This is a genomic window from Enterobacter cloacae complex sp. 677-3DZ2D5B, from assembly GCF_004136695.1.
Lineage (GTDB): Bacteria > Pseudomonadota > Gammaproteobacteria > Enterobacterales > Enterobacteriaceae > Enterobacter > Enterobacter hormaechei_C.
Window position 1 is genome coordinate 127,449 of record NZ_QFLS01000006.1, and the last position, 24,243, is coordinate 151,691.

28 protein-coding genes are annotated in these 24,243 nt (G+C 56.0%); 19 read left to right on the plus strand and 9 right to left on the minus strand.

Annotated elements, in window-relative coordinates; translation table 11 throughout:
• Positions 1 to 9: 9 nt before the first annotated feature.
• Together DD597_RS10435 and DD597_RS10440 are read right to left on the minus strand one after the other, a co-directional pair.
• Positions 10 to 318, minus strand: a complete 309-nt coding sequence (locus tag DD597_RS10435) for a recombinase-like helix-turn-helix domain-containing protein (protein WP_022651826.1) — start codon at positions 316 to 318, stop codon at positions 10 to 12.
• Positions 315 to 638: a non-heme iron oxygenase ferredoxin subunit gene (locus DD597_RS10440; protein WP_003860044.1), complete on the minus strand. Its 324-nt coding sequence runs from the start codon at positions 636 to 638 to the stop codon at positions 315 to 317. Before DD597_RS10440 ends, DD597_RS10435 begins: the two co-directional genes overlap by 4 nt.
• A 415-nt stretch (positions 639 to 1,053) precedes the next feature.
• Here DD597_RS10440 and DD597_RS10445 point away from each other — a divergent pair, with 415 nt between their 5' ends.
• On the plus strand, positions 1,054 to 2,265 hold the full coding sequence (locus DD597_RS10445) for an MFS transporter (RefSeq protein ID WP_129256190.1): 1,212 nt from the start codon (positions 1,054 to 1,056) through the stop codon (positions 2,263 to 2,265).
• Between the two features lie 3 nt (positions 2,266 to 2,268).
• Here the strand turns inward: DD597_RS10445 and speB are convergent, their stop codons facing one another.
• The 3 genes from speB to yqgB form a co-directional block, all read right to left on the minus strand.
• On the minus strand, positions 2,269 to 3,189 hold the full coding sequence (gene speB, locus DD597_RS10450; RefSeq protein ID WP_017382921.1) for an agmatinase: 921 nt from the start codon (positions 3,187 to 3,189) through the stop codon (positions 2,269 to 2,271).
• Positions 3,190 to 3,398: 209 nt separating this feature from the next.
• Positions 3,399 to 5,375, minus strand: coding sequence for a biosynthetic arginine decarboxylase (speA, locus tag DD597_RS10455; protein ID WP_017382922.1), 1,977 nt, complete (start codon positions 5,373 to 5,375; stop codon positions 3,399 to 3,401).
• Between the two features lie 8 nt (positions 5,376 to 5,383).
• Positions 5,384 to 5,515 (minus strand): acid stress response protein YqgB, encoded by a 132-nt coding sequence (gene yqgB / locus DD597_RS10460; RefSeq protein WP_129256162.1) that lies wholly within the window; start codon positions 5,513 to 5,515, stop codon positions 5,384 to 5,386.
• A gap of 660 nt (positions 5,516 to 6,175) precedes the next feature.
• On the opposite strand from yqgB, the gene metK reads away from it, so the two are divergent.
• The 8 genes from metK to ruvX all read left to right on the plus strand — a co-directional run bounded on the left by metK (position 6,176) and on the right by ruvX (position 13,315).
• The gene (metK, locus tag DD597_RS10470) at positions 6,176 to 7,330 is read left to right on the plus strand and encodes a methionine adenosyltransferase (protein ID WP_003860037.1); all 1,155 of its coding nucleotides are present in this window, start codon (positions 6,176 to 6,178) and stop codon (positions 7,328 to 7,330) included.
• A 416-nt stretch (positions 7,331 to 7,746) separates the two neighbouring features.
• Positions 7,747 to 9,144, plus strand: coding sequence for a galactose/proton symporter (galP, locus tag DD597_RS10475; RefSeq protein ID WP_015571832.1), 1,398 nt, complete (start codon positions 7,747 to 7,749; stop codon positions 9,142 to 9,144).
• A 58-nt stretch (positions 9,145 to 9,202) separates the two neighbouring features.
• Positions 9,203 to 9,700, plus strand: coding sequence for a SprT family zinc-dependent metalloprotease (locus DD597_RS10480; protein WP_129256163.1), 498 nt, complete (start codon positions 9,203 to 9,205; stop codon positions 9,698 to 9,700).
• Between the two features lie 94 nt (positions 9,701 to 9,794).
• Positions 9,795 to 10,502 carry a deoxyribonuclease I gene (endA, locus tag DD597_RS10485; protein ID WP_003860034.1) on the plus strand — a complete coding sequence of 236 codons (708 nt, stop codon included), beginning with the start codon at positions 9,795 to 9,797 and terminating at the stop codon, positions 10,500 to 10,502.
• A gap of 51 nt (positions 10,503 to 10,553) precedes the next feature.
• Positions 10,554 to 11,285, plus strand: coding sequence for a 16S rRNA (uracil(1498)-N(3))-methyltransferase (rsmE, locus tag DD597_RS10490; RefSeq protein WP_003860033.1), 732 nt, complete (start codon positions 10,554 to 10,556; stop codon positions 11,283 to 11,285).
• Between the two features lie 31 nt (positions 11,286 to 11,316).
• A complete protein-coding gene (gene gshB, locus DD597_RS10495) occupies positions 11,317 to 12,264 on the plus strand; it encodes a glutathione synthase (protein ID WP_048209588.1) in 948 nt (315 codons plus the stop codon).
• A 74-nt stretch (positions 12,265 to 12,338) separates the two neighbouring features.
• Positions 12,339 to 12,899, plus strand: coding sequence for a YqgE/AlgH family protein (locus tag DD597_RS10500; protein WP_022649353.1), 561 nt, complete (start codon positions 12,339 to 12,341; stop codon positions 12,897 to 12,899).
• Positions 12,899 to 13,315 carry a Holliday junction resolvase RuvX gene (gene ruvX / locus DD597_RS10505; protein WP_003860030.1) on the plus strand — a complete coding sequence of 139 codons (417 nt, stop codon included), beginning with the start codon at positions 12,899 to 12,901 and terminating at the stop codon, positions 13,313 to 13,315. The genes DD597_RS10500 and ruvX overlap by 1 nt, the downstream gene beginning before the upstream one ends.
• Before the next feature lie 10 nt (positions 13,316 to 13,325).
• On the opposite strand, the gene DD597_RS10510 is transcribed toward ruvX, so the two are convergent.
• Positions 13,326 to 14,306 carry a type IV pilus twitching motility protein PilT gene (locus DD597_RS10510; protein WP_045332866.1) on the minus strand — a complete coding sequence of 327 codons (981 nt, stop codon included), beginning with the start codon at positions 14,304 to 14,306 and terminating at the stop codon, positions 13,326 to 13,328.
• Between the two features lie 17 nt (positions 14,307 to 14,323).
• Here DD597_RS10510 and DD597_RS10515 point away from each other — a divergent pair, with 17 nt between their 5' ends.
• Genes DD597_RS10515 through DD597_RS10540 form a run of 6 tightly spaced genes read left to right on the plus strand, consistent with a single transcriptional unit; the run spans position 14,324 to position 18,063 of the window.
• The gene (locus DD597_RS10515; RefSeq protein ID WP_100154211.1) at positions 14,324 to 15,022 is read left to right on the plus strand and encodes a YggS family pyridoxal phosphate-dependent enzyme; all 699 of its coding nucleotides are present in this window, start codon (positions 14,324 to 14,326) and stop codon (positions 15,020 to 15,022) included.
• A 24-nt stretch (positions 15,023 to 15,046) separates the two neighbouring features.
• Positions 15,047 to 15,613, plus strand: coding sequence for a YggT family protein (locus DD597_RS10520; protein ID WP_003860024.1), 567 nt, complete (start codon positions 15,047 to 15,049; stop codon positions 15,611 to 15,613).
• The gene (gene yggU / locus DD597_RS10525; protein WP_003860023.1) at positions 15,610 to 15,906 is read left to right on the plus strand and encodes a DUF167 family protein YggU; all 297 of its coding nucleotides are present in this window, start codon (positions 15,610 to 15,612) and stop codon (positions 15,904 to 15,906) included. The genes DD597_RS10520 and yggU overlap by 4 nt, the downstream gene beginning before the upstream one ends.
• 3 nt (positions 15,907 to 15,909) lie before the next feature.
• Positions 15,910 to 16,503 (plus strand): XTP/dITP diphosphatase, encoded by a 594-nt coding sequence (locus DD597_RS10530; RefSeq protein WP_022651831.1) that lies wholly within the window; start codon positions 15,910 to 15,912, stop codon positions 16,501 to 16,503.
• Positions 16,496 to 17,644 carry a radical SAM family heme chaperone HemW gene (gene hemW, locus DD597_RS10535; protein ID WP_045332868.1) on the plus strand — a complete coding sequence of 383 codons (1,149 nt, stop codon included), beginning with the start codon at positions 16,496 to 16,498 and terminating at the stop codon, positions 17,642 to 17,644. The genes DD597_RS10530 and hemW overlap by 8 nt, the downstream gene beginning before the upstream one ends.
• Before the next feature lie 56 nt (positions 17,645 to 17,700).
• The gene (locus DD597_RS10540; RefSeq protein WP_045337264.1) at positions 17,701 to 18,063 is read left to right on the plus strand and encodes an endonuclease domain-containing protein; all 363 of its coding nucleotides are present in this window, start codon (positions 17,701 to 17,703) and stop codon (positions 18,061 to 18,063) included.
• Between the two features lie 60 nt (positions 18,064 to 18,123).
• On the opposite strand, the gene DD597_RS10545 is transcribed toward DD597_RS10540, so the two are convergent.
• Genes DD597_RS10545 through trmB form a run of 3 tightly spaced genes read right to left on the minus strand, consistent with a single transcriptional unit; the run spans position 18,124 to position 19,943 of the window.
• Complete coding sequence (locus tag DD597_RS10545; protein WP_003862419.1) at positions 18,124 to 18,840, minus strand: DUF2884 domain-containing protein; 717 nt, start codon at positions 18,838 to 18,840, stop codon at positions 18,124 to 18,126.
• A gap of 57 nt (positions 18,841 to 18,897) precedes the next feature.
• Positions 18,898 to 19,224, minus strand: coding sequence for a YggL family protein (locus DD597_RS10550; RefSeq protein ID WP_003862421.1), 327 nt, complete (start codon positions 19,222 to 19,224; stop codon positions 18,898 to 18,900).
• A complete protein-coding gene (gene trmB / locus DD597_RS10555; protein WP_015571843.1) occupies positions 19,224 to 19,943 on the minus strand; it encodes a tRNA (guanosine(46)-N7)-methyltransferase TrmB in 720 nt (239 codons plus the stop codon). Before trmB ends, DD597_RS10550 begins: the two co-directional genes overlap by 1 nt.
• A 144-nt stretch (positions 19,944 to 20,087) precedes the next feature.
• On the opposite strand from trmB, the gene mutY reads away from it, so the two are divergent.
• The 4 genes from mutY (at position 20,088) to DD597_RS10580 (ending at position 24,189) form a co-directional block, all read left to right on the plus strand.
• Positions 20,088 to 21,140 (plus strand): A/G-specific adenine glycosylase, encoded by a 1,053-nt coding sequence (gene mutY, locus DD597_RS10560; protein WP_170851355.1) that lies wholly within the window; start codon positions 20,088 to 20,090, stop codon positions 21,138 to 21,140.
• A 26-nt stretch (positions 21,141 to 21,166) separates the two neighbouring features.
• Positions 21,167 to 21,439, plus strand: a complete 273-nt coding sequence (locus DD597_RS10565) for an oxidative damage protection protein (RefSeq protein WP_003862425.1) — start codon at positions 21,167 to 21,169, stop codon at positions 21,437 to 21,439.
• 124 nt (positions 21,440 to 21,563) lie between these two features.
• On the plus strand, positions 21,564 to 22,640 hold the full coding sequence (gene mltC / locus DD597_RS10575) for a membrane-bound lytic murein transglycosylase MltC (protein ID WP_003862427.1): 1,077 nt from the start codon (positions 21,564 to 21,566) through the stop codon (positions 22,638 to 22,640).
• A 292-nt stretch (positions 22,641 to 22,932) separates the two neighbouring features.
• On the plus strand, positions 22,933 to 24,189 hold the full coding sequence (locus DD597_RS10580; RefSeq protein ID WP_003862429.1) for a nucleoside permease: 1,257 nt from the start codon (positions 22,933 to 22,935) through the stop codon (positions 24,187 to 24,189).
• Positions 24,190 to 24,243: the final 54 nt, after the last annotated feature.

The following is a 24,243-nucleotide window of genomic DNA, read 5'->3' on the forward strand; positions in this document are numbered from 1 at the left end:
GCGTTGCCCTCAGTAGCCGTTAACCTGTAAGAATGCCTGGAAGCTGGCGTCGCTCCACGGCTCGCCCTGCTGGTCGTGCATGCGCACCGCGTTCAGCCCGCTTACCAGCTCCGGCAAGGTTTCAACGCCCTGCTCGAAGAGATCTTCCAGCGTCGCAATCAGCTTCACTTCCCAGCTTTCCGGCTCGCGGCTGCGGGTTTGCCAGATCAGGTTGGTGTAATCACCCGGCTTATGAATGGCGCCATTACCGCCCTCTGCCGGTGGGGTAAACTGGCGGCTTTCCGGCAGCGCCGGGTTGAAGTTCAGGGTGTCGCTCATGCCACGGTCTCCTCGACGAAGGTAATCTGAATCTGGTTTTCAAAGACCCGAACCGGGTAGCGGTTGAGGTTGCGCCCGCCGGGGCCGTGCAAGCACTGACCGGTTTTGACGTCGAATACCGCCTCGTGCAGCGGGCATTCCACCTTGCCGTCTTCCACGAAGCCCTGACTCAGCAGGGCATAGGCGTGCGGGCATACGTCCTCCAGCGCGTAATATTCACCGTCGATCAGGTAAACGCCGATCTCTTTACCGTCGACGTTGCCGCTAAAAGGGAAATCTTCCTGTACTTGCTCTGCGTCACATACGCCTATCCAGCTCATCACGATCCTCCAGGCTTTTGTTTCATATATGAAACTCTGTTTCTTATTTAATACGGTCAATATAAAAGCGATGAATGTTTCGTCAAGCGACAATGTGACGAATTTGTTAATCGACCAGCAATTAATTAACTAAGTGTGCAAGGGATCACGAAAAAATGCAGCGATATGAAATTTTCATTATTGCAGCGTGAGAAATACGTTTTTTTAATGGCCTCTTATTTTGAATAAAAGATATTGACTTCCTTTCTTTTTACTCTTTAAAAATAAATGAACTTCACCTCTTTCGCGTTTCACCTGTGAAACTCATTTTTAATTTATCTTTGCTAAACAAAGAGTTTCACAGGTGAACCATTTTAGATCCGTGACAATCACATTGATGAAAAATATAAGTTACAAAAAACGTAAGGCGGACATGATGACGGCAAGATGGCAAGGCACGATTGCGCTTTTATTACTCATTATTATTTCGTACGTCGATCGGGTAAATATCTCGGTAATGATTTTAAACCCGGAATTTGCCGAACATTTTCAGTTAAATGAAAACAGAATGTTACAGGGCCTGCTCATGACCTGCTTTCTTCTGGGTTATGGTTTTTCCGCTCTATTATTAACGTCGGTTATTGAAAGCAAACTTCATTATCGGCAGGGATTATTAAGCAGCATTGCGATTTGGGCCGCGGTCTGCGCGGCTTCACCTTTGCTCGGCTCGCTGACGGGAATGCTCATCGCCCGCGTGATTCTGGGGATCGCGGAGGGTCCGCTATTTTCGCTGAAAACGCGCTTTATCAGCGATAACTTTAGCGCGCAAGAGATCGGTAAACCCAACGCCGTGACCGCGCTGGGCGTCTCGCTCGGGCTGGCCGTGGGCTTTCCGCTGGTGACCTGGCTGATGTCGCATCTGGGCTGGGCCGGATCGTTTTATACACTGGCGGCAATCAACCTTCTCCTCGGGGGCAGCTTAATCTGGCGTTTTCTGCCCGCGCCGCGCAAGCTCCCGACCGCGAAAAAACCGGGGTTTGTCCACACCTTCACGCTGGCCTGGCAGACGCCGCTGCTGGGCTGGATTATGGTGGTTGAAATCGCCACCCTGAGCTATCTCTGGGGGAGCAGCGCCTGGCTGCCCGCGTGGCTGCGCGACGAGCATCATTTCTCGCTGCATGCCACGGGCTGGCTTGCGGCGATCCCCTTCCTGCTCAGCCTGGGGTCAAAGTTTCTGGGCGGCGTGCTGCTCGACAAAATGCGTCCGGAACAGGCACCGATGCTGTTTGTGGTGGGCGGGGCGATGACGGCGCTGTCCGTGGTCGCGCTGATGCTCAGCCATCAGCCTGCCTGGCTGGCGCTGTTTATGCTTTCGGCTAATGTCTTCTGGGGGCTACAGGGGGCGGCTATTCCGGCGGTGATCCAGCATCACGCCGCACGGGAAGCGGTGGGCAGCGCTTACGGCATAATCAATGGGATCGGCAATATCTGCGCGGCGTTTATTCCGCTGCTGATGGGGATGGTGATGAGATCGGTGGGGTCGGTCAGTTCAGGCTTTTCGGTGCTGGTCGTTTCGCAGGTTATCACCCTGCTTGCCGGGGGAATGTTGCTGCTGCGCATGCGGCGCGCAGCAGCAATCAGCGCGTAAGGCTTATTCGCCTTTTTTCGCCGCCTGGATGTAGAGCATTTCCAGCGCCAGGGTCGCCGCGGCCAGCGCGGTGATCTCGGACTGGTCATAGGCCGGAGCCACTTCCACCACGTCCATCCCGACGATGTTCAGATCCTTCAGGCCGCGCACCAGCTTGATGGCGCGGTCTGATGTCAGGCCGCCGATCACCGGCGTACCGGTACCCGGTGCGAATGCCGGATCCAGGCAGTCGATGTCGAAGGTCAGATAGACAGGCATGTCGCCGACGATCTGCTTAACCTGAGCCAGAATATCGTCCACGCCGCGATCGTTCACCTGGCCCGCGTCGAGTACGGTGAAGCCGTTGTCTTTGTCGAACTCGGTGCGGATGCCGATCTGCACGGAGTGGTTCGGATCGATCAGGCCTTCTTTCGGCGCGGTATAGAACATGGTGCCGTGGTCGAACTCGCAGCCGTTCGCGTAGGTGTCGGTGTGCGCATCGAAGTGCACCAGCGCCATTTTACCGAAGTGCTTCGCGTGGGCGCGCAGCAGCGGCAGGGTCACGAAGTGGTCACCGCCGAAGGAGAGCATGCGTTTACCGGCCGCCAGCAGCTTCTCGGCGTGCGCCTGCAATTTTTCGCTCATCTCACGCGCGTCGCCGAAGGCGTACACCAGATCGCCGCAGTCCACCACGTTCAGGCGCTCGCGCATGTCGAAGTTCCACGGGAAGCGGTTGTGCTCCCAGGCCAGGTTAGTGGAAACCTGACGGATCGCCGCCGGACCATGACGACCACCCGCGCGACCGGACGTTGCCATGTCGAACGGTACGCCGGTGATCACCCAGTCCGCATCGCTGTCGTACGGCTGGAAGTTCATCGGAAGGCGTAAAAAACCAAACGCGTTAGATACCAGAGAGTTATCGTACTGATGACCTAAAGTGCTCATGTCCTGACCTCTTATAAAGTCGATACATTAAAAACAGATGAAAAAAAATCCCCTCCGCGTCGTTAAACCCGACGAGGAAGGGATTGATTCGTAAATCGCTAATTGGGGCGAATTATCGCCGTTAATTCATACGGGTTCAAGTGAGTATAGGGCATTGTGCGGTCTGTTGCCCTCACCCCGCCCCTCTCCCACGGGGAGAGGGAGTTTACCTACTCATCTTCCAGGTAGGTGTACCCGTACAGACCCGCTTCAAACTCTTCCAGGAACTGCTGCTGCAAGGCATCGTCCAGACCGGTGTTTTTCACCTGATCGCGGAACTGGGTGAGCAGTTTTTTCGGATCCAGCTGAACGTATTCGAGCATGTCCGCCACGGTGTCCCCTTCGTCGGACAGCTCAACCTCCACGCTGCCGTCAGGGAAGACAAACACGTCAACCGCTTCGGTATCACCGAACAGGTTGTGCATGTTGCCGAGGATCTCCTGATACGCCCCCACCATAAAGAAGCCCAGCATTGGCGGGTTCTCCGGATCGTACTCCGGCATTGGCATCGTCGTTGCGATACCGTCACCGTCAACGTAATGGTCAATCGCGCCGTCAGAGTCACAGGTGATGTCCAGCAGCACGGCGCGGCGTTCCGGGGCGTGGTTCAGCCCTTCCAGCGGCAGAACCGGGAATAGCTGGTCGATACCCCAGGCATCCGGCATCGACTGGAACAGGGAGAAGTTGACGTACATTTTGTCCGCCATACGCTCCTGCAACTCGTCGATAATCGGACGGTGCGCGCGGTTGCTCGGGTCGAGCTGTTTCTGCACTTCGTGGCACATATTCAGGTAGAGCTGCTCGGCCCACGCGCGCTCTTGCAGGCTGAATGTGCCTGACGAGTAGCCGACGTGAATATCGTGCAGGTCCATCTGGCTGTCGTGCAGCCATTCGCGCAGGGAACGACGCGTGCCCGGCTCGTGCATCTCCTGCCAGGTTTCCCACATGCTTTGCAGGGAACGTGGGGCATCGTCTGCCGGAGGCGTGGCTTCGGTGATTTCGCTACGCTCAACGCCAATGATGTTAGAGACCAGTACCGTATGGTGCGCCGTGACCGCGCGGCCGGATTCGGTGATCACCGTCGGGTGCGGCAGGCCGTGCTCTTCGCAGGCATCGCCAATCGCCCAGATGATGTTGTTGGCATATTCGTTCAGGCCATAGTTTACCGAACAGTCAGACTGCGAGCGGGTCCCTTCGTAGTCCACGCCCAGGCCGCCGCCCACGTCAAAGCACTGAATATTCACGCCGAGCTTATGCAGCTCAACGTAGAAACGTGCCGATTCACGCACGCCGGTGGCGATGTCGCGAATGTTGGCCATCTGCGAGCCGAGGTGGAAGTGCAGCAGCTGAATGCTGTCCAGACGACCGCGCTCGCGTAGAATTTCCACCAGCTGAAGCACCTGGTTCGCCGCGAGGCCGAACTTGGATTTTTCACCGCCGGAAGACTGCCATTTACCGGAACCCTGCGACGCCAGTCGCGCACGCACGCCAAGGCGTGGGATCACGTTCAGACGCTCGGCCTCTTCCAGCACGATCGCGATTTCGGTCATCTTCTCGATCACTAGATAGACCTTGTGGCCCATCTTCTCGCCAATTAATGCCAGACGAATGTATTCGCGATCTTTATAGCCGTTACAGACGATCACCGACCGGGTCATGCCCGCGTGCGCCAGAACCGCCATCAGCTCCGCTTTAGAGCCTGCTTCCAGGCCCAGCGGCTCGCCGGAGTGGATCAGGGACTCAATCACGCGACGGTGCTGGTTGACCTTGATCGGGTAAACGAGGAAATAGTCGCCGTTATAACCATACGATTCCCGCGCGCGTTTGAACGCGGCGTTAATAGAACGCAGGCGATGTTGCAGGATCTGCGGGAAGCAGAACAGTGCAGGCAAGCGCTGACCCTGCGCTTCACGGGTTTTCACCAGTTTAGCGAGATCCACGCGCGCTTCCGGGACGTCCGGATCCGGGCAGACACTGATGTGGCCCAGCTCGTTAACGTCGTAGTAGTTATTGCCCCACCAGGCAATATTGTAAGTGCGCAGCATCTTGCTGGCTTCCTGGGAGCTCATCGCAACCTCCTGCATAGAACGTAGTACACCCTGTTCGCCTGCTGACGAAGGCGAAAGCGAAGACATGTCGTCAGACATAGCGAACCTCAACTCTTTGTATTAAGTGTAAAACAGCTGACTACTATCGCAGCGTTATACGGCGATAACAACCCATTAACGGCTCCATTTCCCAGCAGAGTATGCTGAAATCCAGACCGTGCGACCGGTTTCTTATTCATATCATTGTAAAACACGTATCCGAACTCTGTATGACAAGGTTCGGCGAAACCACGAGAAAACTCCTGTATTAACAAGAGCGCCCTTGTTCAGTTTTCACAAAGCGTGACCGGCTCTGGAATCCTGAGAAGCACCGAGATGGGTATAACATCGGCAGGTGTTTAGACCAGAAGTGCGGGTGGGAATCAAATGCGCGCCAGAACGGCTGCGCTGAATGAGCGGAAAACGATGGTTCATTATCTGGTATCACCTCCACGGCCGCCTCTGCTGAAACGGACCACAAGCCAAAGCTAAAAGTTCACTGCTTAACCCGGCTGGAAGTGGCGACACGATGTGTTCATCGAGCGCTTATTTTATATGAGCCGCGCGCCGCGTTTTATACCGAGAAGGTCGCTAAAAAGCAAAACAAAAATGCGCAGGTTGCCAGCGTCGTCAGGAAAAATTTCCAGCAGCGTTTTCAACGCAATGAGAGGTGAGTCAAAAAAAACTGGAAATCGGGTGAAGAAGTGACCTAAAATAGACGTCCAGATGTTAATCCATCCATACCGATTAACACTCAGACTGCCAGTGTCAAAATCCTGTAGGCCTTGGTAGAATTATCTCCTATGGCTATTCCACACAGCAGCTTGAGCTAACCAAATTCCTCTTAGGTGAAATAAAACATGGCAAAACACCTGTTTACGTCCGAGTCCGTATCAGAAGGACATCCTGATAAAATTGCTGACCAAATCTCCGATGCGGTGCTGGATGCGATCCTCGCGCAGGATCCAAAGGCGCGCGTAGCGTGTGAAACCTATGTCAAAACCGGCATGGTTCTGGTTGGCGGTGAGATCACCACCAGCGCATGGGTTGATATCGAAGAGATCACCCGTAACACGGTGCGTGAGATCGGCTATGTACATTCTGATATGGGCTTTGATGCCAACTCCTGCGCCGTACTGAGCGCGATTGGCAAACAGTCTCCGGACATCAACCAGGGCGTTGACCGTGCCGATCCGCTGGAACAGGGCGCGGGCGACCAGGGCCTGATGTTCGGCTACGCAACCAACGAAACCGACGTGCTGATGCCAGCGCCGGTGACCTACGCCCACCGTCTGGTGCAGCGTCAGGCTGAAGTACGTAAAAACGGCACCCTGCCGTGGCTGCGTCCGGATGCGAAAAGCCAGGTGACCTTCCAGTATGACGACGGGAAAATCGTCGGTATCGATGCCGTGGTTCTTTCCACGCAGCATGCTGAAGAGATTGACCAGAAATCCCTGCAAGAAGCGGTGATGGAAGAGATCATCAAGCCGGTTCTGCCAACTGAATGGCTGAGCTCTGCGACCAAATTCTTCATCAACCCAACCGGACGCTTTGTTATCGGCGGCCCAATGGGTGACTGCGGTCTGACCGGTCGTAAAATCATCGTAGATACCTACGGCGGCATGGCACGTCACGGCGGCGGCGCATTCTCCGGTAAAGATCCGTCTAAAGTTGACCGTTCTGCCGCGTACGCTGCACGTTATGTGGCGAAAAACATCGTTGCTGCCGGTCTGGCTGACCGCTGTGAAATTCAGGTTTCCTACGCCATCGGCGTGGCTGAGCCAACCTCCATCATGGTGGAAACCTTCGGTACTGAAAAAGTGCCTTCTGAACAGCTGACCCTGCTGGTGCGTGAGTTCTTCGACCTGCGTCCATACGGTCTGATTCAGATGCTGGATCTGCTGCACCCAATCTACCAGGAAACCGCAGCGTACGGTCACTTTGGTCGCGAACATTTCCCATGGGAAAAAACCGACAAAGCCGCCCTGCTGCGTGATGCTGCCGGTCTGAAATAATCGACTGCCAGCAGCTTAAACAGGCCAGCCTTTGTGCTGGCCTTTTTTATGTCGGGTGGCGGCTATGCCTTACCCGACCTACGGGTAGTGAGTTTTTGTAGGCCGGGTAAGGCGCAGCAGCCACCCGACAATGTTTGGAACCGTTTACACCTCACTCTCTATACCCCGCTTTCAGAATATTCTCTTTGCATGATCGCATTTCTTCTGCTGTTACATTCCCTTTCAGTTAAGTCTGAAATTTGTGCAAACGCGATGCACATCAATTAATTTACCTCTATATTTTCAAAGCTTTAATTATTTTTACGGTTACAAGCCAGTGTAACCGATTACACCGTTGTGATTTGACTCACATATTTTTATGAGCCGCTCACCTACTCTTAATATCGTAAAAACTGATAACCCAACTGGAGGGCATAATGCCTGACAATAATAAACAGGGGCGTACGTCCAATAAGGCAATGACGTTCTTCGTCTGCTTCCTCGCCGCTCTGGCAGGATTACTCTTTGGCCTGGATATTGGCGTAATTGCCGGTGCATTACCTTTCATCACCGATGAGTTCCAGATTAGCGCACATACTCAGGAATGGGTGGTTAGCTCCATGATGTTCGGTGCCGCCGTCGGCGCGGTCGGCAGCGGCTGGCTCTCCTTTAAGCTCGGGCGTAAAAAGAGCCTGATGATTGGCGCGATCCTGTTCGTTGCCGGCTCACTGTTCTCTGCCGCTGCGCCTAATGTTGAAGTGCTGATCATCTCCCGCGTGCTGCTCGGTCTGGCAGTGGGCGTGGCGTCTTATACTGCCCCGCTGTACCTGTCTGAAATCGCTCCGGAAAAAATCCGCGGCAGCATGATTTCCATGTATCAGCTGATGATCACCATCGGTATTCTGGGGGCTTATCTCTCCGATACCGCCTTCAGCTACAGCGGCGCATGGCGCTGGATGCTGGGCGTCATCATCATTCCTGCCATCCTGCTGCTGATTGGCGTCTTCTTCCTGCCGGACAGTCCGCGCTGGTTCGCCGCCAAACGCCGCTTCCATGATGCCGAACGCGTGCTCTTACGCCTGCGTGATACCAGCGCCGAAGCCAAAAACGAGCTGGAAGAGATCCGCGAAAGCCTGAAGGTCAAACAGTCCGGCTGGGCGCTGTTCAAAGAGAACAGCAACTTCCGCCGCGCGGTGTTCCTCGGCGTGCTGTTACAGATCATGCAACAGTTCACCGGGATGAACGTCATCATGTATTACGCGCCGAAAATCTTCGAACTGGCGGGCTACACCAACACCACCGAGCAGATGTGGGGCACCGTGATCGTCGGCCTGACCAACGTGCTGGCGACCTTTATCGCTATCGGCCTGGTGGACCGCTGGGGACGTAAGCCAACCCTGACGCTGGGCTTCCTGGTGATGGCCGTCGGGATGGGCGTGCTGGGTACCATGATGCACATGGGCATTCACTCCCCAACGGCACAGTACTTCGCCGTGGCGATGCTGCTGATGTTTATTATTGGGTTTGCGATGAGCGCCGGTCCGCTGATTTGGGTGCTGTGCTCTGAGATCCAGCCGCTGAAAGGACGTGATTTTGGCATCACCTGCTCTACCGCGACCAACTGGATTGCCAACATGATCGTCGGCGCAACGTTCCTGACCATGCTTAATACTCTGGGTAATGCCAACACCTTCTGGGTGTACGCCGGTCTGAACCTGTTCTTTATTGTTCTCACTATCTGGCTGGTTCCTGAAACCAAACATGTTTCACTGGAACACATTGAACGTAACCTGATGAAAGGTCGTCCTCTGCGCGAAATCGGCGCACACGACTGATCCTCCTGCGGGAGGCGCCTCTTGCGCCTCCCCGCTTCCCGCTTTATGCTCTGCCCCTATGAAAGCACCCCGTCTCCCCATCGCCATTCAGCAAGCCGTTATGCGCAGCCTGCGGGAAAAACTCGCCCAGGCCAACCTGAAGCTCGGCCGCAATTATCCTGAACCGAAGCTGGTCTATCAGCAGCGTGGCACCGCGGCAGGTACCGCCTGGCTGGAATCGTATGAGATCCGCCTCAACCCGGTGTTGATGATGGAAAATCAGCAGGCGTTTATCGAAGAAGTGGTGCCGCACGAGCTGGCGCATCTGCTGGTGTGGAAGCACTTTGGCCGCGTCGCGCCGCACGGCAAAGAGTGGAAGTGGATGATGGAGGCGGTGCTTGGCGTTCCGGCCCGTCGCACCCATCAGTTCGAGGTGGAATCGGTACGCCGCAATACCTTCCCCTACCGCTGCCAGTGCCAGCAGCACCAGCTTACCGTCCGCCGCCATAACCGCGTAGTGCGGGGCGAGGCGACCTACCGCTGCGTTAAATGCGGCGAACCGCTGGTTGCGGAATAATCACGCGAACTTTCAGGAACTTTCCTGATCTGACTGATTGCATACGGGAACAACATTCGTTACGTTGCGGGCTCGTTTTGACACGGAGTGTAAGATGTCCCGTAATGTTTCTCTCGCGGTCGCTTTTCTGGCGACAGCGCTCTCCGGCCATGCTCTGGCCGACGGTATTCACAGTTTCTCTCAGGCAAAAACCGCAGGCGTAAAGATTAACGCCGACGTACCGGGTGATTTCTACTGCGGCTGTAAAATTAACTGGCAGGGTAAGAAAGGGGTCGTGGATCTGGGATCCTGCGGCTATAAGGTGCGCAAGAACGAGAACCGCGCCAGCCGAATCGAATGGGAACACGTCGTTCCGGCCTGGCAGTTTGGCCACCAGCGCCAGTGCTGGCAGGACGGTGGACGTAAAAATTGCGCAAAAGATCCGGTCTACCGCCAGATGGAAAGCGATATGCACAACCTGCAACCCGCCGTGGGTGAGGTCAATGGCGACCGCGGAAACTTCATGTACAGCCAGTGGAACGGTGGCGAAGGCCAGTACGGTCAGTGCGCCATGAAGGTCGATTTCAAAGAGAAAGTCGCCGAACCGCCTGCCCGCGCGCGCGGTAGCATCGCCCGCACTTATTTCTATATGCGCGACCGCTACGATCTCAATCTTTCCCGCCAGCAGACGCAGCTCTTCAATGCCTGGGACAAGCTCTACCCGGTGACGGACTGGGAATGCCAGCGCGACGAACGTATCGCCAAAGTCCAGGGGAATCACAACCCTTACGTCCAGCGGGCTTGCCAGGCGCAAAAGAGCTAACCTACACTACGGCAATTCGCTTATATCGCATGACACATGGAATTTCTGACTATGCGCATCCCTCGCATCTATCACCCTGAACTGATTACCCCAGGCGGCGAAATCGCCCTGTCTGATGATGCCGCAAACCATGTAGGCCGCGTGCTGCGCATGGGTGCAGGCCAGGCGATTCAGCTCTTTGACGGTTCTAATCAGATTTTCGACGCTGAAATTACGCGCGCCGATAAAAAAAGCGTGCACGTGAAGGTGCTGCGTGGCGACGTGGATGACCGGGAATCGCCGCTGCACATTCACCTGGGCCAGGTGATGTCGCGTGGGGAAAAGATGGAGTTCACCATTCAGAAATCCATTGAACTGGGTGTAAGCCTCATTACGCCACTTTTTTCTGAGCGCTGCGGCGTTAAACTGGATGCGGAACGTCTGAACAAAAAGATCCAGCAGTGGCAAAAAATTGCCATTGCGGCCTGCGAACAGAGCGGCCGCAATCGTATCCCGGAGATCCGCCCGGCGATGGATCTGGAGGACTGGTGTGCAGAAGAGGAAAGCGGGCTTAAGCTCAATCTTCATCCGCGCGCCAGCGCCAGCATCAATACGCTGCCGCTGCCCGTTGAGCGTGTACGCCTGCTGATTGGCCCGGAAGGCGGCCTGTCGGCTGACGAAATTGCCATGACGGCGCGTTACCAGTTTACTGATATTCTGTTGGGACCTCGCGTTCTGCGCACTGAGACAACGGCACTCACCGCCATTACCGCGCTACAGGTGCGATTTGGCGATCTGGGTTGAAGCAAAGCCTGACCCATAACCGGAGAAGAAGATGATTAAGCTCGGCATCGTGATGGACCCCATCGCAAACATTAACATCAAGAAAGACTCCAGCTTCGCTATGCTGCTGGAAGCGCAGCGTCGCGGCTATGAACTCCACTACATGGAGATGAACGATCTTTACCTGATCAACGGTGAAGCCCGCGCACGCACCCGCATCGTTAACGTCGAGCAGAACTACGAAAAATGGTACGAATTCGGTACCGAGCAGGATATTGCCCTGGCCGACCTCAACGTCATCCTGATGCGTAAAGATCCGCCGTTCGACACCGAATACATTTATTCCACCTATATCCTTGAGCGTGCCGAAGAGAAAGGCACGCTGATCGTCAACAAGCCGCAGAGCCTGCGCGACTGCAACGAGAAGCTCTATACCGCATGGTTCTCTGACCTGACGCCGGAAACGCTCGTCACCCGCAGCAAAACGCAGCTGAAAGAATTCTGGCAGAAGCACGGCGACATCATCATGAAACCGCTGGATGGCATGGGCGGCGCGTCGATCTTCCGGGTGAAAGAGGGCGATCCGAACATTGGCGTGATTGCCGAAACGCTGACCGAGCTGGGAACCCGCTACTGTATGGCACAGAACTATCTGCCGGCCATTAAAGACGGCGACAAGCGTGTGCTGGTCGTAGACGGCGAGCCGGTGCCTTACTGCCTTGCGCGTATTCCGCAGGGAGGGGAAACCCGTGGCAACCTGGCGGCTGGCGGCCGTGGCGAACCGCGTCCGTTAAGCGAAAGCGACTGGGAAATTGCCCGCCGCGTCGGCCCTACGCTTAAAGCCAAAGGCCTGATCTTCGTTGGCCTCGATATCATCGGCGATCGTCTGACCGAAGTGAACGTCACCAGCCCAACCTGCATTCGTGAAATCGAAGCGGAATTCCCGATCTCGGTCACCGGAATGCTGATGGACGCTATCGAAAAACGTTTACAGAAATAACCTGTGACAGCGCCTGTGTTTATCCCCATACTGGGCGCTGTCGCTTTTTAAACCAGGAAACAGTACCTCTGACAATGAATTTACAGCATCACTTTCTTATTGCCATGCCTGCTCTCCAGGATCCGATTTTCCGCCGCGCCGTGGTCTATATTTGTGAATACAACGAAGACGGCGCGATGGGGATTATCATCAATAAGCCGCTGGAAAACCTTCAGGTTGAAGGGATTCTGGACAAGCTGAAAATCCCTGCTGAAGCGCGGCTGCCGGAAATCCGTCTCGATAAACCGGTGATGCTCGGCGGCCCGCTTGCAGAAGATCGTGGTTTTATCCTGCATACCCCGCCGGTTTTCTCGTCCAGCATTCGTATCTCCGATAACACCGTCGTCACCACCTCTCGCGATGTGCTCGAAACACTGGGCACGGCAAATCAGCCTTCTGAGGTGCTGGTTGCGCTCGGTTACGCCTCCTGGGAAAAAGGGCAGCTGGAACAAGAAATTCTGGACAACGCCTGGCTGACGGCCCCTGCGGATATGAATATCCTGTTTAAAACCCCTATCGCCGATCGCTGGCGTGACGCGGCAAAACTGATTGGCATTGATATTCTGACCATGCCTGGCGTTGCGGGGCACGCGTAATGAGCGGCACCCTTCTCGCCTTCGACTTCGGCACCAAAAGCATCGGCGTCGCTGTGGGTCAACGGATCACCGGCACCGCTCGCCCGCTCACTGCGCTGAAAGCTAACGACGGCACGCCGGACTGGAACCTTATTGAGCGCTTGCTCAAAGAGTGGCAGCCGGACGACGTGATTGTCGGTCTGCCGCTGAACATGGACGGCACCGAGCAGCCGCTTACCGCCCGCGCGCGCAAGTTCGCGAACAAAATCCATGGCCGCTTTGGTGTCTCCGTTAAGCTGCACGATGAACGTTTGAGCACCGTCGAGGCACGCGCTGGCCTGTTCGAGCACGGTGGCTTCCGGGCGTTGAACAAAGGCAGCGTGGATTCAGCTTCAGCCGTCATTATCCTCGAAAGCTATTTCGACCAGGGTTACTGAGCGCCGGGGCCTACAGCCGCCCCTGCGCCCGTCGCTCCGCCAGACTCTGCTCAAAGTTCTGCATCCCCGCCTGCTGCCCCGTTTGAATAATGCCCGGCAGTTGCCAGGTTTTGCCTTCGCGGATCAGGTTTGCCGCCGCCGACGTATTCACCAGTAGCTCATACAGCGCCACGCGCCCGCCCTGGACATCCTGACGCAGCTTCTGCGCCAGAACCGCACGCAGGCTTCCCGCCAGTTGATTACGCACCGGATCTTTCTCCTGCGCCGGAAAGGTATCGACCAGGCGCTCGATCGCCTGCGCCGCACCGCGCGTGTGCAGCGTGGCCAACACCAGATGGCCGGTTTCCGCCGCCGTCAGCGCCAGGCGTATCGTCTCGCTGTCGCGCAGCTCACCAAGCAGAATCACATCCGGATCTTCACGCAGCGCGCTGCGCAGGGCCTCGGCAAAGGACGGGCTGTGCAGGCCTATCTCCCGCTGCTGGATCAGGCAACGTTCACTCTGGTACATAAACTCCACCGGATCTTCCAGGGTCAGAATATGCCCGTCCGTCTGGTGATTGAGGAAATCGACCATCGCGGCCAGGGTGGTCGATTTCCCACTGCCGGTGGCGCCGGTGACCAGAATCAGGCCATTGTCATTGGACAAAAGCTCCGGGATCGCTCGCGGCACACCTAACGCAGAGAGCTGCGGGCACGTCAGCGGCAACAGGCGCAGCGCGATCGAAACGCCGTGCATATGCTTAAACGCACTGCCGCGCAGGCGCTGACGGTCTGCGAGGGTAACGGCAAAATCAACCTGCCCATTTGCCCACCAGGCGCCCTGCTGTTCATCGTTGAGCCACGCTTTTAATAACGCCTCCACATCCGGGGGCGGAAACGGCGCAGGTTCAAGACGGCCTGACCTGCGCCAGCGCGGAGGTGAATCACTGCACAGGTGTAGATCGGAGACGTTATGCTTTACACTAAGGGCCACAATTTCTTCCACATCCATAGACTACTCCTCGGAAAATGAACGACATTGCGCATAACCTGGCACAGGTCCGGGACAAAATCTCAGCCGCGGCAACACGTTGCGGCCGTGCTCCAGAAGAAATTACGTTGCTTGCAGTCAGCAAAACCAAGCCTGCGAGCGCCATCGCAGAAGCGATAGCCGCCGGTCATCGTGCCTTTGGTGAAAACTATGTGCAGGAAGGCGTAGATAAGATTCTCGCTTTCCGGGAACGGGGAAATGCAGACCTGCAATGGCACTTTATCGGTCCGCTACAGTCGAACAAAAGCCGTCTGGTAGCAGAGCACTTCGACTGGTGTCACACCATCGATCGTCTGCGTATCGCTACCCGTTTGAGCGACCAGCGCCCTATTGAGATGCCAGCGCTTAACGTGCTAATTCAAATCAACATCAGCGATGAAAACAGCAAGTCCGGCATTACGCTGAGCGAACTGGATGCGCTGGCGGCGGACGTGGCGGCGCTGCCGCGCTTAACCCTGCGCGGGCTGATGGCTATCCCGGCGCCAGAGTCAAGTTATGAAAGGCAGTTTGCCGTAGCACAGCAAATGGCTGTAGCATTTGAGGCGCTTAAAGCGCGCTATGACACGGTAGACACGCTTTCTCTGGGCATGTCGGATGATATGGAAGCCGCCATCGCGGCAGGCAGCACCATGGTGCGCATCGGCACAGCAATTTTCGGTGCGCGCGATTACCCCTAATAATAAGGAAACCTGAGGAACGCCATGAAGACGTTGACTTTCCTGCTTTCAACGGTCATTGAACTGTATACGATGGCGCTGCTGTTGCGCGTCTGGATGCAGTGGGCCCGTTGTGATTTTTACAATCCATTCTCACAATTTATCGTGAAAATCACGCAGCCCATTGTGGGGCCGCTTCGCCGCATCATTCCGGCAATGGGGCCGATTGACAGTTCATCTCTGCTGATGGCGTTTATTCTGAGCGTTATCAAAGCGATCGTGCTGTTTATGGTCATCACTTTCCAGCCGATTATCTGGATTTCAGCCGTTCTGATCCTGGTTAAAACCGTCGGCTCGCTGATCTTCTGGGTCCTGCTGGTGATGGCGATCATGAGCTGGGTAAGCCGGGGCCGTAGCCCGGTGGAGTACGCGTTGATTCAGCTGACAGAACCGTTGCTGCGTCCAATTCGTAGCCTGCTGCCTGCGATGGGCGGAATCGACTTCTCGCCGATGCTTCTCGTTCTGCTGCTGTACGTGCTGAATATGGGTATCGCGGAACTGTTACAGGCGACGGGTAATATGCTGCTGCCGGGGCTGTGGATGGCGTTATGAGTGCAGTTAGCCCCTGCGCCGACGGGCTGGTTTTACGGCTGTACATTCAGCCGAAAGCCAGCCGCGACAGTATTGTTGGGCTGCATGGCGACGAGCTAAAAGTCGCCATCACGGCCCCGCCGGTTGACGGCCAGGCGAATGCGCATCTGACCAAATATCTGGCTAAACAGTTTCGCGTCGCTAAAAGCCAGGTCATCATTGAGAAAGGTGAACTTGGCCGGCATAAACAGGTAAAAATCCTTAACCCGCAATCTATCCCGACGGAAGTCGCGGCTCTGACAGAACAGGACTAAACCATGCAGAAAGTTGTTCTCGCCACCGGTAACGCCGGTAAAGTGCGCGAGCTGGCCTCGCTATTAAATGATTTTGGGCTGGACGTGGTGGCTCAGACCGAGCTGGGCGTGGACTCCGCCGAAGAGACCGGCCTGACGTTTATCGAAAACGCCATTCTGAAAGCGCGCCATGCGGCGCAGGTAACCGGACTGCCCGCGATTGCCGATGATTCCGGTCTGGCCGTGGATTTTCTGGGCGGTGCGCCGGGGATTTACTCCGCCCGCTATTCCGGGCCGGACGCCACGGACCAGCAGAACCTGGAAAAGCTGCTTGTGGCCCTGAAAGACGTTCCTGACGAACAGCGTACCGCGCAGTTCCACTGCGTGCTGGTCTACATGCGTCACGCGGAAGATCCCACGCCGATTGTCTGTCACGGCAGCTGGCCGGGCGTGATCACCCGTGAAGCGGCGGGCAACGGCGGCTTTGGTTACGACCCGATTTTCTTTGTCCCAACCGAGGGCAAAACCGCTGCGGAACTCACCCGCGAAGAGAAAAGCGCGATCTCCCACCGTGGACGCGCCCTGAAACTGTTACTGGAAGCACTGCGTAATGGCTAATTTGCCGCCTCTGAGTCTTTATATTCACATCCCATGGTGCGTGCAGAAATGTCCGTACTGTGATTTCAACTCGCACGCGCTGAAGGGTGAAGTGCCGCACGATGATTACGTCGCGCATCTGCTGGCCGATCTGGATGCCGATGTACCGTACGCACAGGGACGTGAAGTGAAGACCATTTTTATTGGTGGCGGTACGCCGAGCCTGCTTTCAGGCCCGGCGATGCAGACGCTGCTGGACGGTGTGCGCGCACGCCTGAACCTGGCAGCGGATGCTGAAATTACGATGGAAGCCAACCCCGGCACCGTTGAGGCCGACCGTTTTGTCGAGTACCAGCGTGCGGGCGTGAACCGTATCTCTATCGGCGTGCAGAGCTTTAGCGAGCCAAAGCTGAAGCGTCTGGGGCGCATTCACGGCCCGGAAGAGGCAAAGCGCGCGGCAAACCTGGCAACGGGGCTTGGGCTGCGCAGCTTTAACCTCGACCTGATGCACGGCCTGCCGGATCAGTCGCTCGAAGAAGCGCTGGACGATTTGCGTCAGGCGATTGAACTGAACCCGCCGCATCTGTCGTGGTATCAGTTGACCATTGAACCGAACACCCTGTTTGGTTCGCGCCCGCCGGTGCTGCCGGACGACGACGCGCTGTGGGATATCTTCGAGCAGGGCCACCAGCTTTTGACCGCGGCGGGATATCAGCAATACGAAACGTCGGCGTATGCGAAGCCGGGCTATCAGTGTCAGCACAATCTGAACTACTGGCGTTTTGGCGACTATCTCGGAATTGGCTGCGGTGCGCACGGCAAGGTGACCTTCCCGGACGGACGCATTCTGCGTACCGCCAAAACGCGTCATCCACGCGGGTATATGGAAGGCCGCTACCTGGAGCGTCAGCACGACGTCGAGGCGGTGGATAAGCCGTTTGAGTTCTTTATGAACCGCTTCCGTCTGCTGGAAGCCGCTCCGCGCGCGGAATTTACGCGTTATACCGGGCTGCCGGAGTCAGTGATTCGCCCGCAGATTGACGAGGCGCTGGCGCAGGGGTACCTGACCGAGTGTGATGTGTCCTGGCAGATCACCGAGCACGGCAAGCTGTTCCTGAACTCCCTTCTTGAGTTGTTCCTCGCTGAAAATCCTGAAGGCTGATTCAGAATTTTACATCCCGTTCTGCTGGCTGAGGGAAAGGCTGGCAGAGTGTGAGGATGGAAACAATACGTTCATACGCAAAGCAGCTCAGACGCGAGCTGACACAGGAAGAAAGACGGCTTTGGTATTTACTGCGCAGCCGCCGTTTCGAAAATTATAAATTTCGCCGACAGCACCCGGTAGGTAACTACATTCTGGATTTCGCCTGTTGCGCGGCTCGGCTGGCCGTTGAGCTGGATGGCGGACAACATGATGAAAATCAGGAATACGATCGACAAAGGACATTGTGGTTAAACCATAAGGACTGGCACGTCATTCGATTCTGGAACAACGAACTCTGGAATAACGAAGAGGCGGTGTTAGAAAGGATCCTTGTAACGCTGCAAGCGCTGCAACCCTCACCCCGGCCCTCTCCCTGAAAGGGAGAGGGGGCAAACATCCCCTCGCCCCTTTGGGGTTAGGGTGAGGGGCTAAGTGAATTACTTCAACGTCCCCACCAGCGCCTTCCGGCTGTCTTCCAGCGACACCACGCGCTTACACACGTCTTTGCCGAACTGCTGGAAATCGGCTTCCTGATTCTTCCACTCGTTCTGAATCGAGGTTTGCAGTCCGCCCAGACTACCCAGTACACCCTGCAAAGGATTACCGCCACCCTTCAGCACCGCTTTGGCGCCCATCTCGTTGATGCTGTCCTGGAGAATGCCGCCCATCGCCTGGTTCACCAGCTGCTGACCGTCGGCACGCACCTGATCGATCGCCTTATAATGGAACGTCAGGCCATCAGAGCGCGTCTCGATAATACGGTTCATCTGCTCTTTCAGCTGCTTATCCAGCTTCGTCAGGCGGGTGCGCATATTGCTGCTCTCCCCCACCTCTTTGGTGATGATTTTATCCAGCGCCACGCGGCTCTTTTCAACGCGGGTCAGCGCGCCATCGTTGATCCAGGGCAGCGCGGTACGCAACTCGGCCTGGTAGTCCATCGCCTGCTCGCGCTGTGCGGCCGTCAGGTTTTGCGGTTTGCCGTTAAAGGTCACGTTGCCATCCGGCGTAATCACCAGATTGCCATTCTCGCCCTTAACCTGCACGGTTTGCGGACTCAGCACCACGTCATCACGCGGGGTGACGCTACATTTATACTCCGCATGGGCGGTGGATCCGATTGCCAGTAAAGCAACAGCCAGCAACGTTTTGCGCATCTTAAACACTCCCTCAGACAAAATGGGCCAGCTAATGCTGGCCCCGTTCTTGCTTTATTAGTCCCACCAAACGTCGAAAAGTTCGCTAACGCGGACATCTTCCAGTTTGTGGTCTTCAAGCCATTTGCGTACCAGCGCCTGATGCTCTTCGGTGCATTTCCCCACTTCCTGGGTGCAAATCAGACCTTCCCACGCCAGATAGCCGCTACCGTCGAAGGCCAGCTTGTTTGGCTCGATCACCTCGTTGATGAACGCATCAACGTCCTGATCGATCTGCTCAACGCTGGTGCCTTCCGGGAAACGCCAGGCAACGGAGAAACCCACTTCCTGGAATTCTTCGATGTGCATCTTTTTACGCAGACGACGGCTACGATTCTTTGCCATTATTTCACCCTCTCGAACATTAAGTCCCATACGCCGTGACCAAGACGATGGCCACGCTGTTCAAATTTTGTCACCGGACGTGAATCCGGACGCGGTACGTAGTCGTTGCTTTCAGACTGATTTTTATACCCGTCCAGGGACGACATCACTTCCAGCATATGTTCCGCATAAGGTTCCCAGTCGGTTGCCATGTGGAAAACGCCGCCCAGCTTGAGCTTACTTTTCACCAGCTCGGCAAACGGTGCCTGAACGATACGGCGTTTATTATGACGCGCTTTGTGCCATGGGTCAGGGAAAAAGAGCTGAACCATGTTCAAAGAATTGTCAGGAATCATTTTGTGCAGCACTTCCACCGCGTCGTGACACATGACGCGCAGGTTCTCAACGCCCTCTTCATGGGCCGTTGCCAGGCATGCGCCGACGCCCGGCGAATGTACTTCAATACCGAGGAAGTTCTGCTCCGGGCGCGCTTTCGCCATAGTGACCAGCGAGGTGCCCATACCAAAGCCGATCTCCAGGGTCACTGGCGCGTCGCGGCCAAACAGGTCGGTGAAGTCGAGCGGTTGCTCGCTGAACTCAACGCCCATCACCGGCCAGTAGTTGTCCAGCGCGTGTTGCTGCCCTTTTGTCAGGCGCCCCTGACGGCGGACAAAGCTGCGAATACGGCGCAGCGGGCGACCGTTTTCATCAAATTCCGGTGAAATGACGTCGTTTTTCATAAAAGAGTTGTCTGCTTGTGAGAATGTTCGGGAAACGGGCATTATCCAAAGTTAAGGCTTCTATGCAAGCATGGGAAAGATCCGGTTTACAGCAGATTGACGCTGTGCTGCAATCTGCGTCCCTGATTAAGCGAATCGATGACCATGCAAGCCTCTCAATTTTCAGCCCAGGTGCTGGACTGGTACGACAAATACGGGCGTAAAACCCTGCCCTGGCAAATTGAAAAAACGCCGTACAAAGTATGGCTCTCCGAGGTGATGTTGCAACAAACGCAGGTCGCGACGGTCATTCCTTACTTCGAGCGTTTTATGGCGCGCTTCCCGACAGTCACCGATCTGGCGAACGCCCCGTTGGACGAGGTGCTGCACCTGTGGACCGGGCTTGGCTATTACGCCCGCGCGCGCAACCTGCACAAGGCCGCACAGCAGGTCGCGACGCGCCACAACGGTAAATTCCCGGAAACCTTCGACGAGGTGGCGGATTTGCCCGGCGTCGGGCGTTCGACCGCAGGCGCAATCCTCTCCCTCTCTTTAGGCAAACATTTCCCTATTCTCGACGGCAACGTCAAGCGCGTGCTCGCACGCTGCTACGCCGTAGATGGCTGGCCGGGTAAGAAAGAGGTTGAGAAACGCCTGTGGGAGATAAGTGAAGCGGTCACTCCGGCGAAAGGGGTGGAGCGTTTTAACCAGGCGATGATGGATCTGGGCGCGATGGTCTGTACCCGTTCAAAACCGAAGTGCGAACTCTGCCCGGTAAACAACCTCTGCGTGGCCTATGCGAACCACACCTGGGCGCAGTATCCGGGGAAAAAACCGAAGCAGACGCTGCCTGAACGCACCGGGTACATGCTGCTGATGCAGCATGGCGACGAGGTGTTTCTCGCTCAGCGTCCGCCGAGTGGCCTGTGGGGTGGTCTATACTGCTTCCCACAGTTTGAGGATGAAGCCTCGCTTCGGGCATGGCTTGTACAGCGCGGCATTGCGGCCGAAACCCTGACGCAACTCAACGCGTTCCGTCATACCTTCAGCCATTTCCATCTGGACATTGTGCCGATGTGGCTTCCCGTGTCCTCATTCACGTCGTGCATGGATGAAGGCACCGCTCTCTGGTATAACTTAGCGCAACCGCCATCAGTCGGGCTGGCGGCTCCCGTGGAGCGCCTGTTACAGCAATTACGTGTCGGTGCAATGGTTTAGCATCGGCAAGACAAAGAGGAATGAGTATGGCCAGAACCATTTTTTGTACTTTCCTACAGCGCGACGCTGAAGGCCAGGATTTCCAGCTCTACCCGGGCGACCTGGGTAAGCGCATTTACAACGAGATCTCCAAAGAAGCCTGGGGACAGTGGCAGAAAAAACAGACCATGCTGATCAACGAGAAAAAGCTCAGCATGATGAACCCGGAACACCGCAAACTGCTGGAGCAGGAGATGGTGAACTTCCTGTTCGAGGGTAAAGACGTCCACATCGAAGGCTATACGCCACCGGAAAAATAATAACGCGCAGCTGCTGCCCGGCTGCGCTGCGCTTGCACGGGCCTACGGTTTTGTAGGTCGGGTAAGCGCAGCGCCACCCGGCAACAGCAACCCCAAAGCAAACACAACACGCACTCCCGGAATGATGAAAAAACTTTTAGCGCTAGCCCTTGTTGCGCCGTTGCTTGTGTCTTGTTCTTCCAAAAAAGGCGATGAATACAACGAAGCCTGGGTCAAGGACACCAACGGTTTTGACATTTTGATGGGGCAGTTTGCCCACAACATCGAGAACATATGGGGATTTAACGAAGTTCTTATTGCCGGACCGAAGGACTACGTTAAGTACACCGACGCCTATCAGACCCGTAGCCACATCAACTTTGATGACGGTACGATTACGGTTGAAACCATCGCGGGGACTGAACCTGCGGCGCATTTACGTCAGGCCATCATTAAAACCCTGCTGATGGGCGACGATCCGGGGTCTATCGACCTCTACTCTGATGCCGATGACATCACCATCTCCAAAGAGCCGTTCCTGTATGGCCAGGTCGTTGACCAGACCGGTCAGCCGATCCGCTGGGAAGGCCGCGCCACGAAATTTGCCGACTATCTGCTGCAAACGCGCCTGAAAAGCCGTACCAACGGCCTGAAAGTGATCTACAGCGTCACCATCAACCTGGTGCCGAACCACCTCGACAAGCGTGCGCATAAGTATCTGGGCATGGTGCGTCAGGCGTCGCGTAAGTATGGCGTGGATGAGTCGCTGATCCTGGCGATTATGCAGACCGAGTCCTCGTTCAACCCCTACGCGGTAAGCCGTTCCGACGCGCTGGGGCTGATGCAGGTTGTGCAGCACAGCGCCGGTAAAGACGTGTTCCGCGCGCAGGGGAAATCCGGCACGCCGAGCCGCAGCTACCTGTTTGACCCGCAGAGCAACATTGATACCGGCACGGCCTATCTGGCGATGCTGAACAATGTCTATCTCGGCGGGATTGATAACCCAACCTCACGTCGCTATGCGGTGATCACCGCCTACAACGGCGGGGCGGGCAGCGTGCTGCGCGTCTTCTCGAATGACAAAGTGCAGGCCGCGAACATCATCAACAGCATGGCGCCGGGGGATGTGTACGCTACCCTCACCACCCGCCACCCGTCTGCGGAATCCCGCCGCTATCTGTATAAGGTGAATACGGCGCAGAAGAACTATCGTCGCCGCTAAAAACCAACACCATCCCTCACCCTGCCCTCTCCCCAAAGGGGAGAGGGTGTTCAAGTTCCCTCTCCCCTTTGGGGAGAGGGTTAGGGTGAGGGGGCATCAGGCCGCACTCACTCCACCCCACCCATACGAAAATGCTATTTGCATCACAATCCAGACTGCAAATTAATGTGGATTGCATTTTTTTGCGGGAGGTAACAAAACATAACGTTGCCAACTGATAGAATTGCATCAAATAACAACCCTGAATGTTCCTATAACAACATATCTCCCGCTCACTTGTGAGGAAAGTAACATGAACCTTAAGCTGCAGCTTAAAATCTTGTCGTTTCTGCAGTTCTGCCTGTGGGGTAGCTGGCTGACTACACTCGGCTCCTATATGTTTGTGACGCTCAAGTTCGATGGTGCGTCGATCGGTGCCGTTTACAGCTCGCTGGGCATTGCGGCTGTTTTCATGCCAACGCTGCTCGGTATCGTGGCGGATAAATGGTTAAGTGCGAAATGGCTATACATGCTTTGCCATCTGGTGGGTGCGGGGACGCTGTTTATGGCGGCCGAAGTGACCACGCCGGGGGCGATGTTTATGGTGATCCTGCTTAACTCGCTGGCGTATATGCCAACGCTTGGCCTGATCAACACCATCTCCTACTACCGCCTGAAATCTGCCGGACTGGATATCGTCACCGACTTCCCGCCTATCCGTATCTGGGGCACCATCGGCTTTATCATGGCGATGTGGGGCGTGAGCTTCGCGGGCTTCGAGCTGAGCCATATGCAGCTGTATATTGGTGCCGCGCTCTCCGTGCTGCTGGCGCTGTTCACCCTGACGCTGCCCACCATTCCGGTGTCTAACCAGCAGAAAAACCAGAGCTGGAGCACCATGCTTGGCCTGGACGCCTTCGCACTGTTCAAAAACAAGCGCATGGCGATCTTCTTTATCTTCTCCATGCTGCTGGGCGCGGAACTGCAAATCACCAACATGTTCGGTAATACCTTCCTGCACAGCTTCGATAACGATCCGCTGTTTGCCGGGAGCTTTATCGTCGAACACGCGTCGGTGATGATGTCCATCTCGCAGATCTCCGAGACGCTGTTCATCCTGACCATCCCGTTCTTCCTGAGCCGTTACGGCATCAAGAACGTCATGCTGATCAGTATCGCCGCCTGGATGTTGCGCTTCGGTCTGTTCGCCTATGGCGACCCAAGCGCGTTCGGCACCGTGCTGCTGGTTCTGTCGATGATTGTTTACGGCTGTGCCTTCGACTTCTTCAACATCTCCGGCTCGGTGTTTGTGGAAAAAGAGGTGAAGCCTGAAATCCGCGCCAGCGCGCAGGGCATGTTCCTGATGATGACCAACGGCTTCGGTTGTATTCTGGGCGGCGTGGTAAGCGGTAAAGTGGTTGAGATGTACACCACCAACGGCATTACAGACTGGCAGCCGGTGTGGCTGATCTTCGCCGGGTACTCGCTGGTGCTGTTCTTCGCGTTCATCGCGCTGTTCAAGTACAAGCATGTTCGCGTGCCGAATGGTGCGCAGCCGATCGCGCATTGATTGTTGTGCCCGGTGGCGCTGCGCTTACCGGGCCTACAAAACCAGACCGTAGGC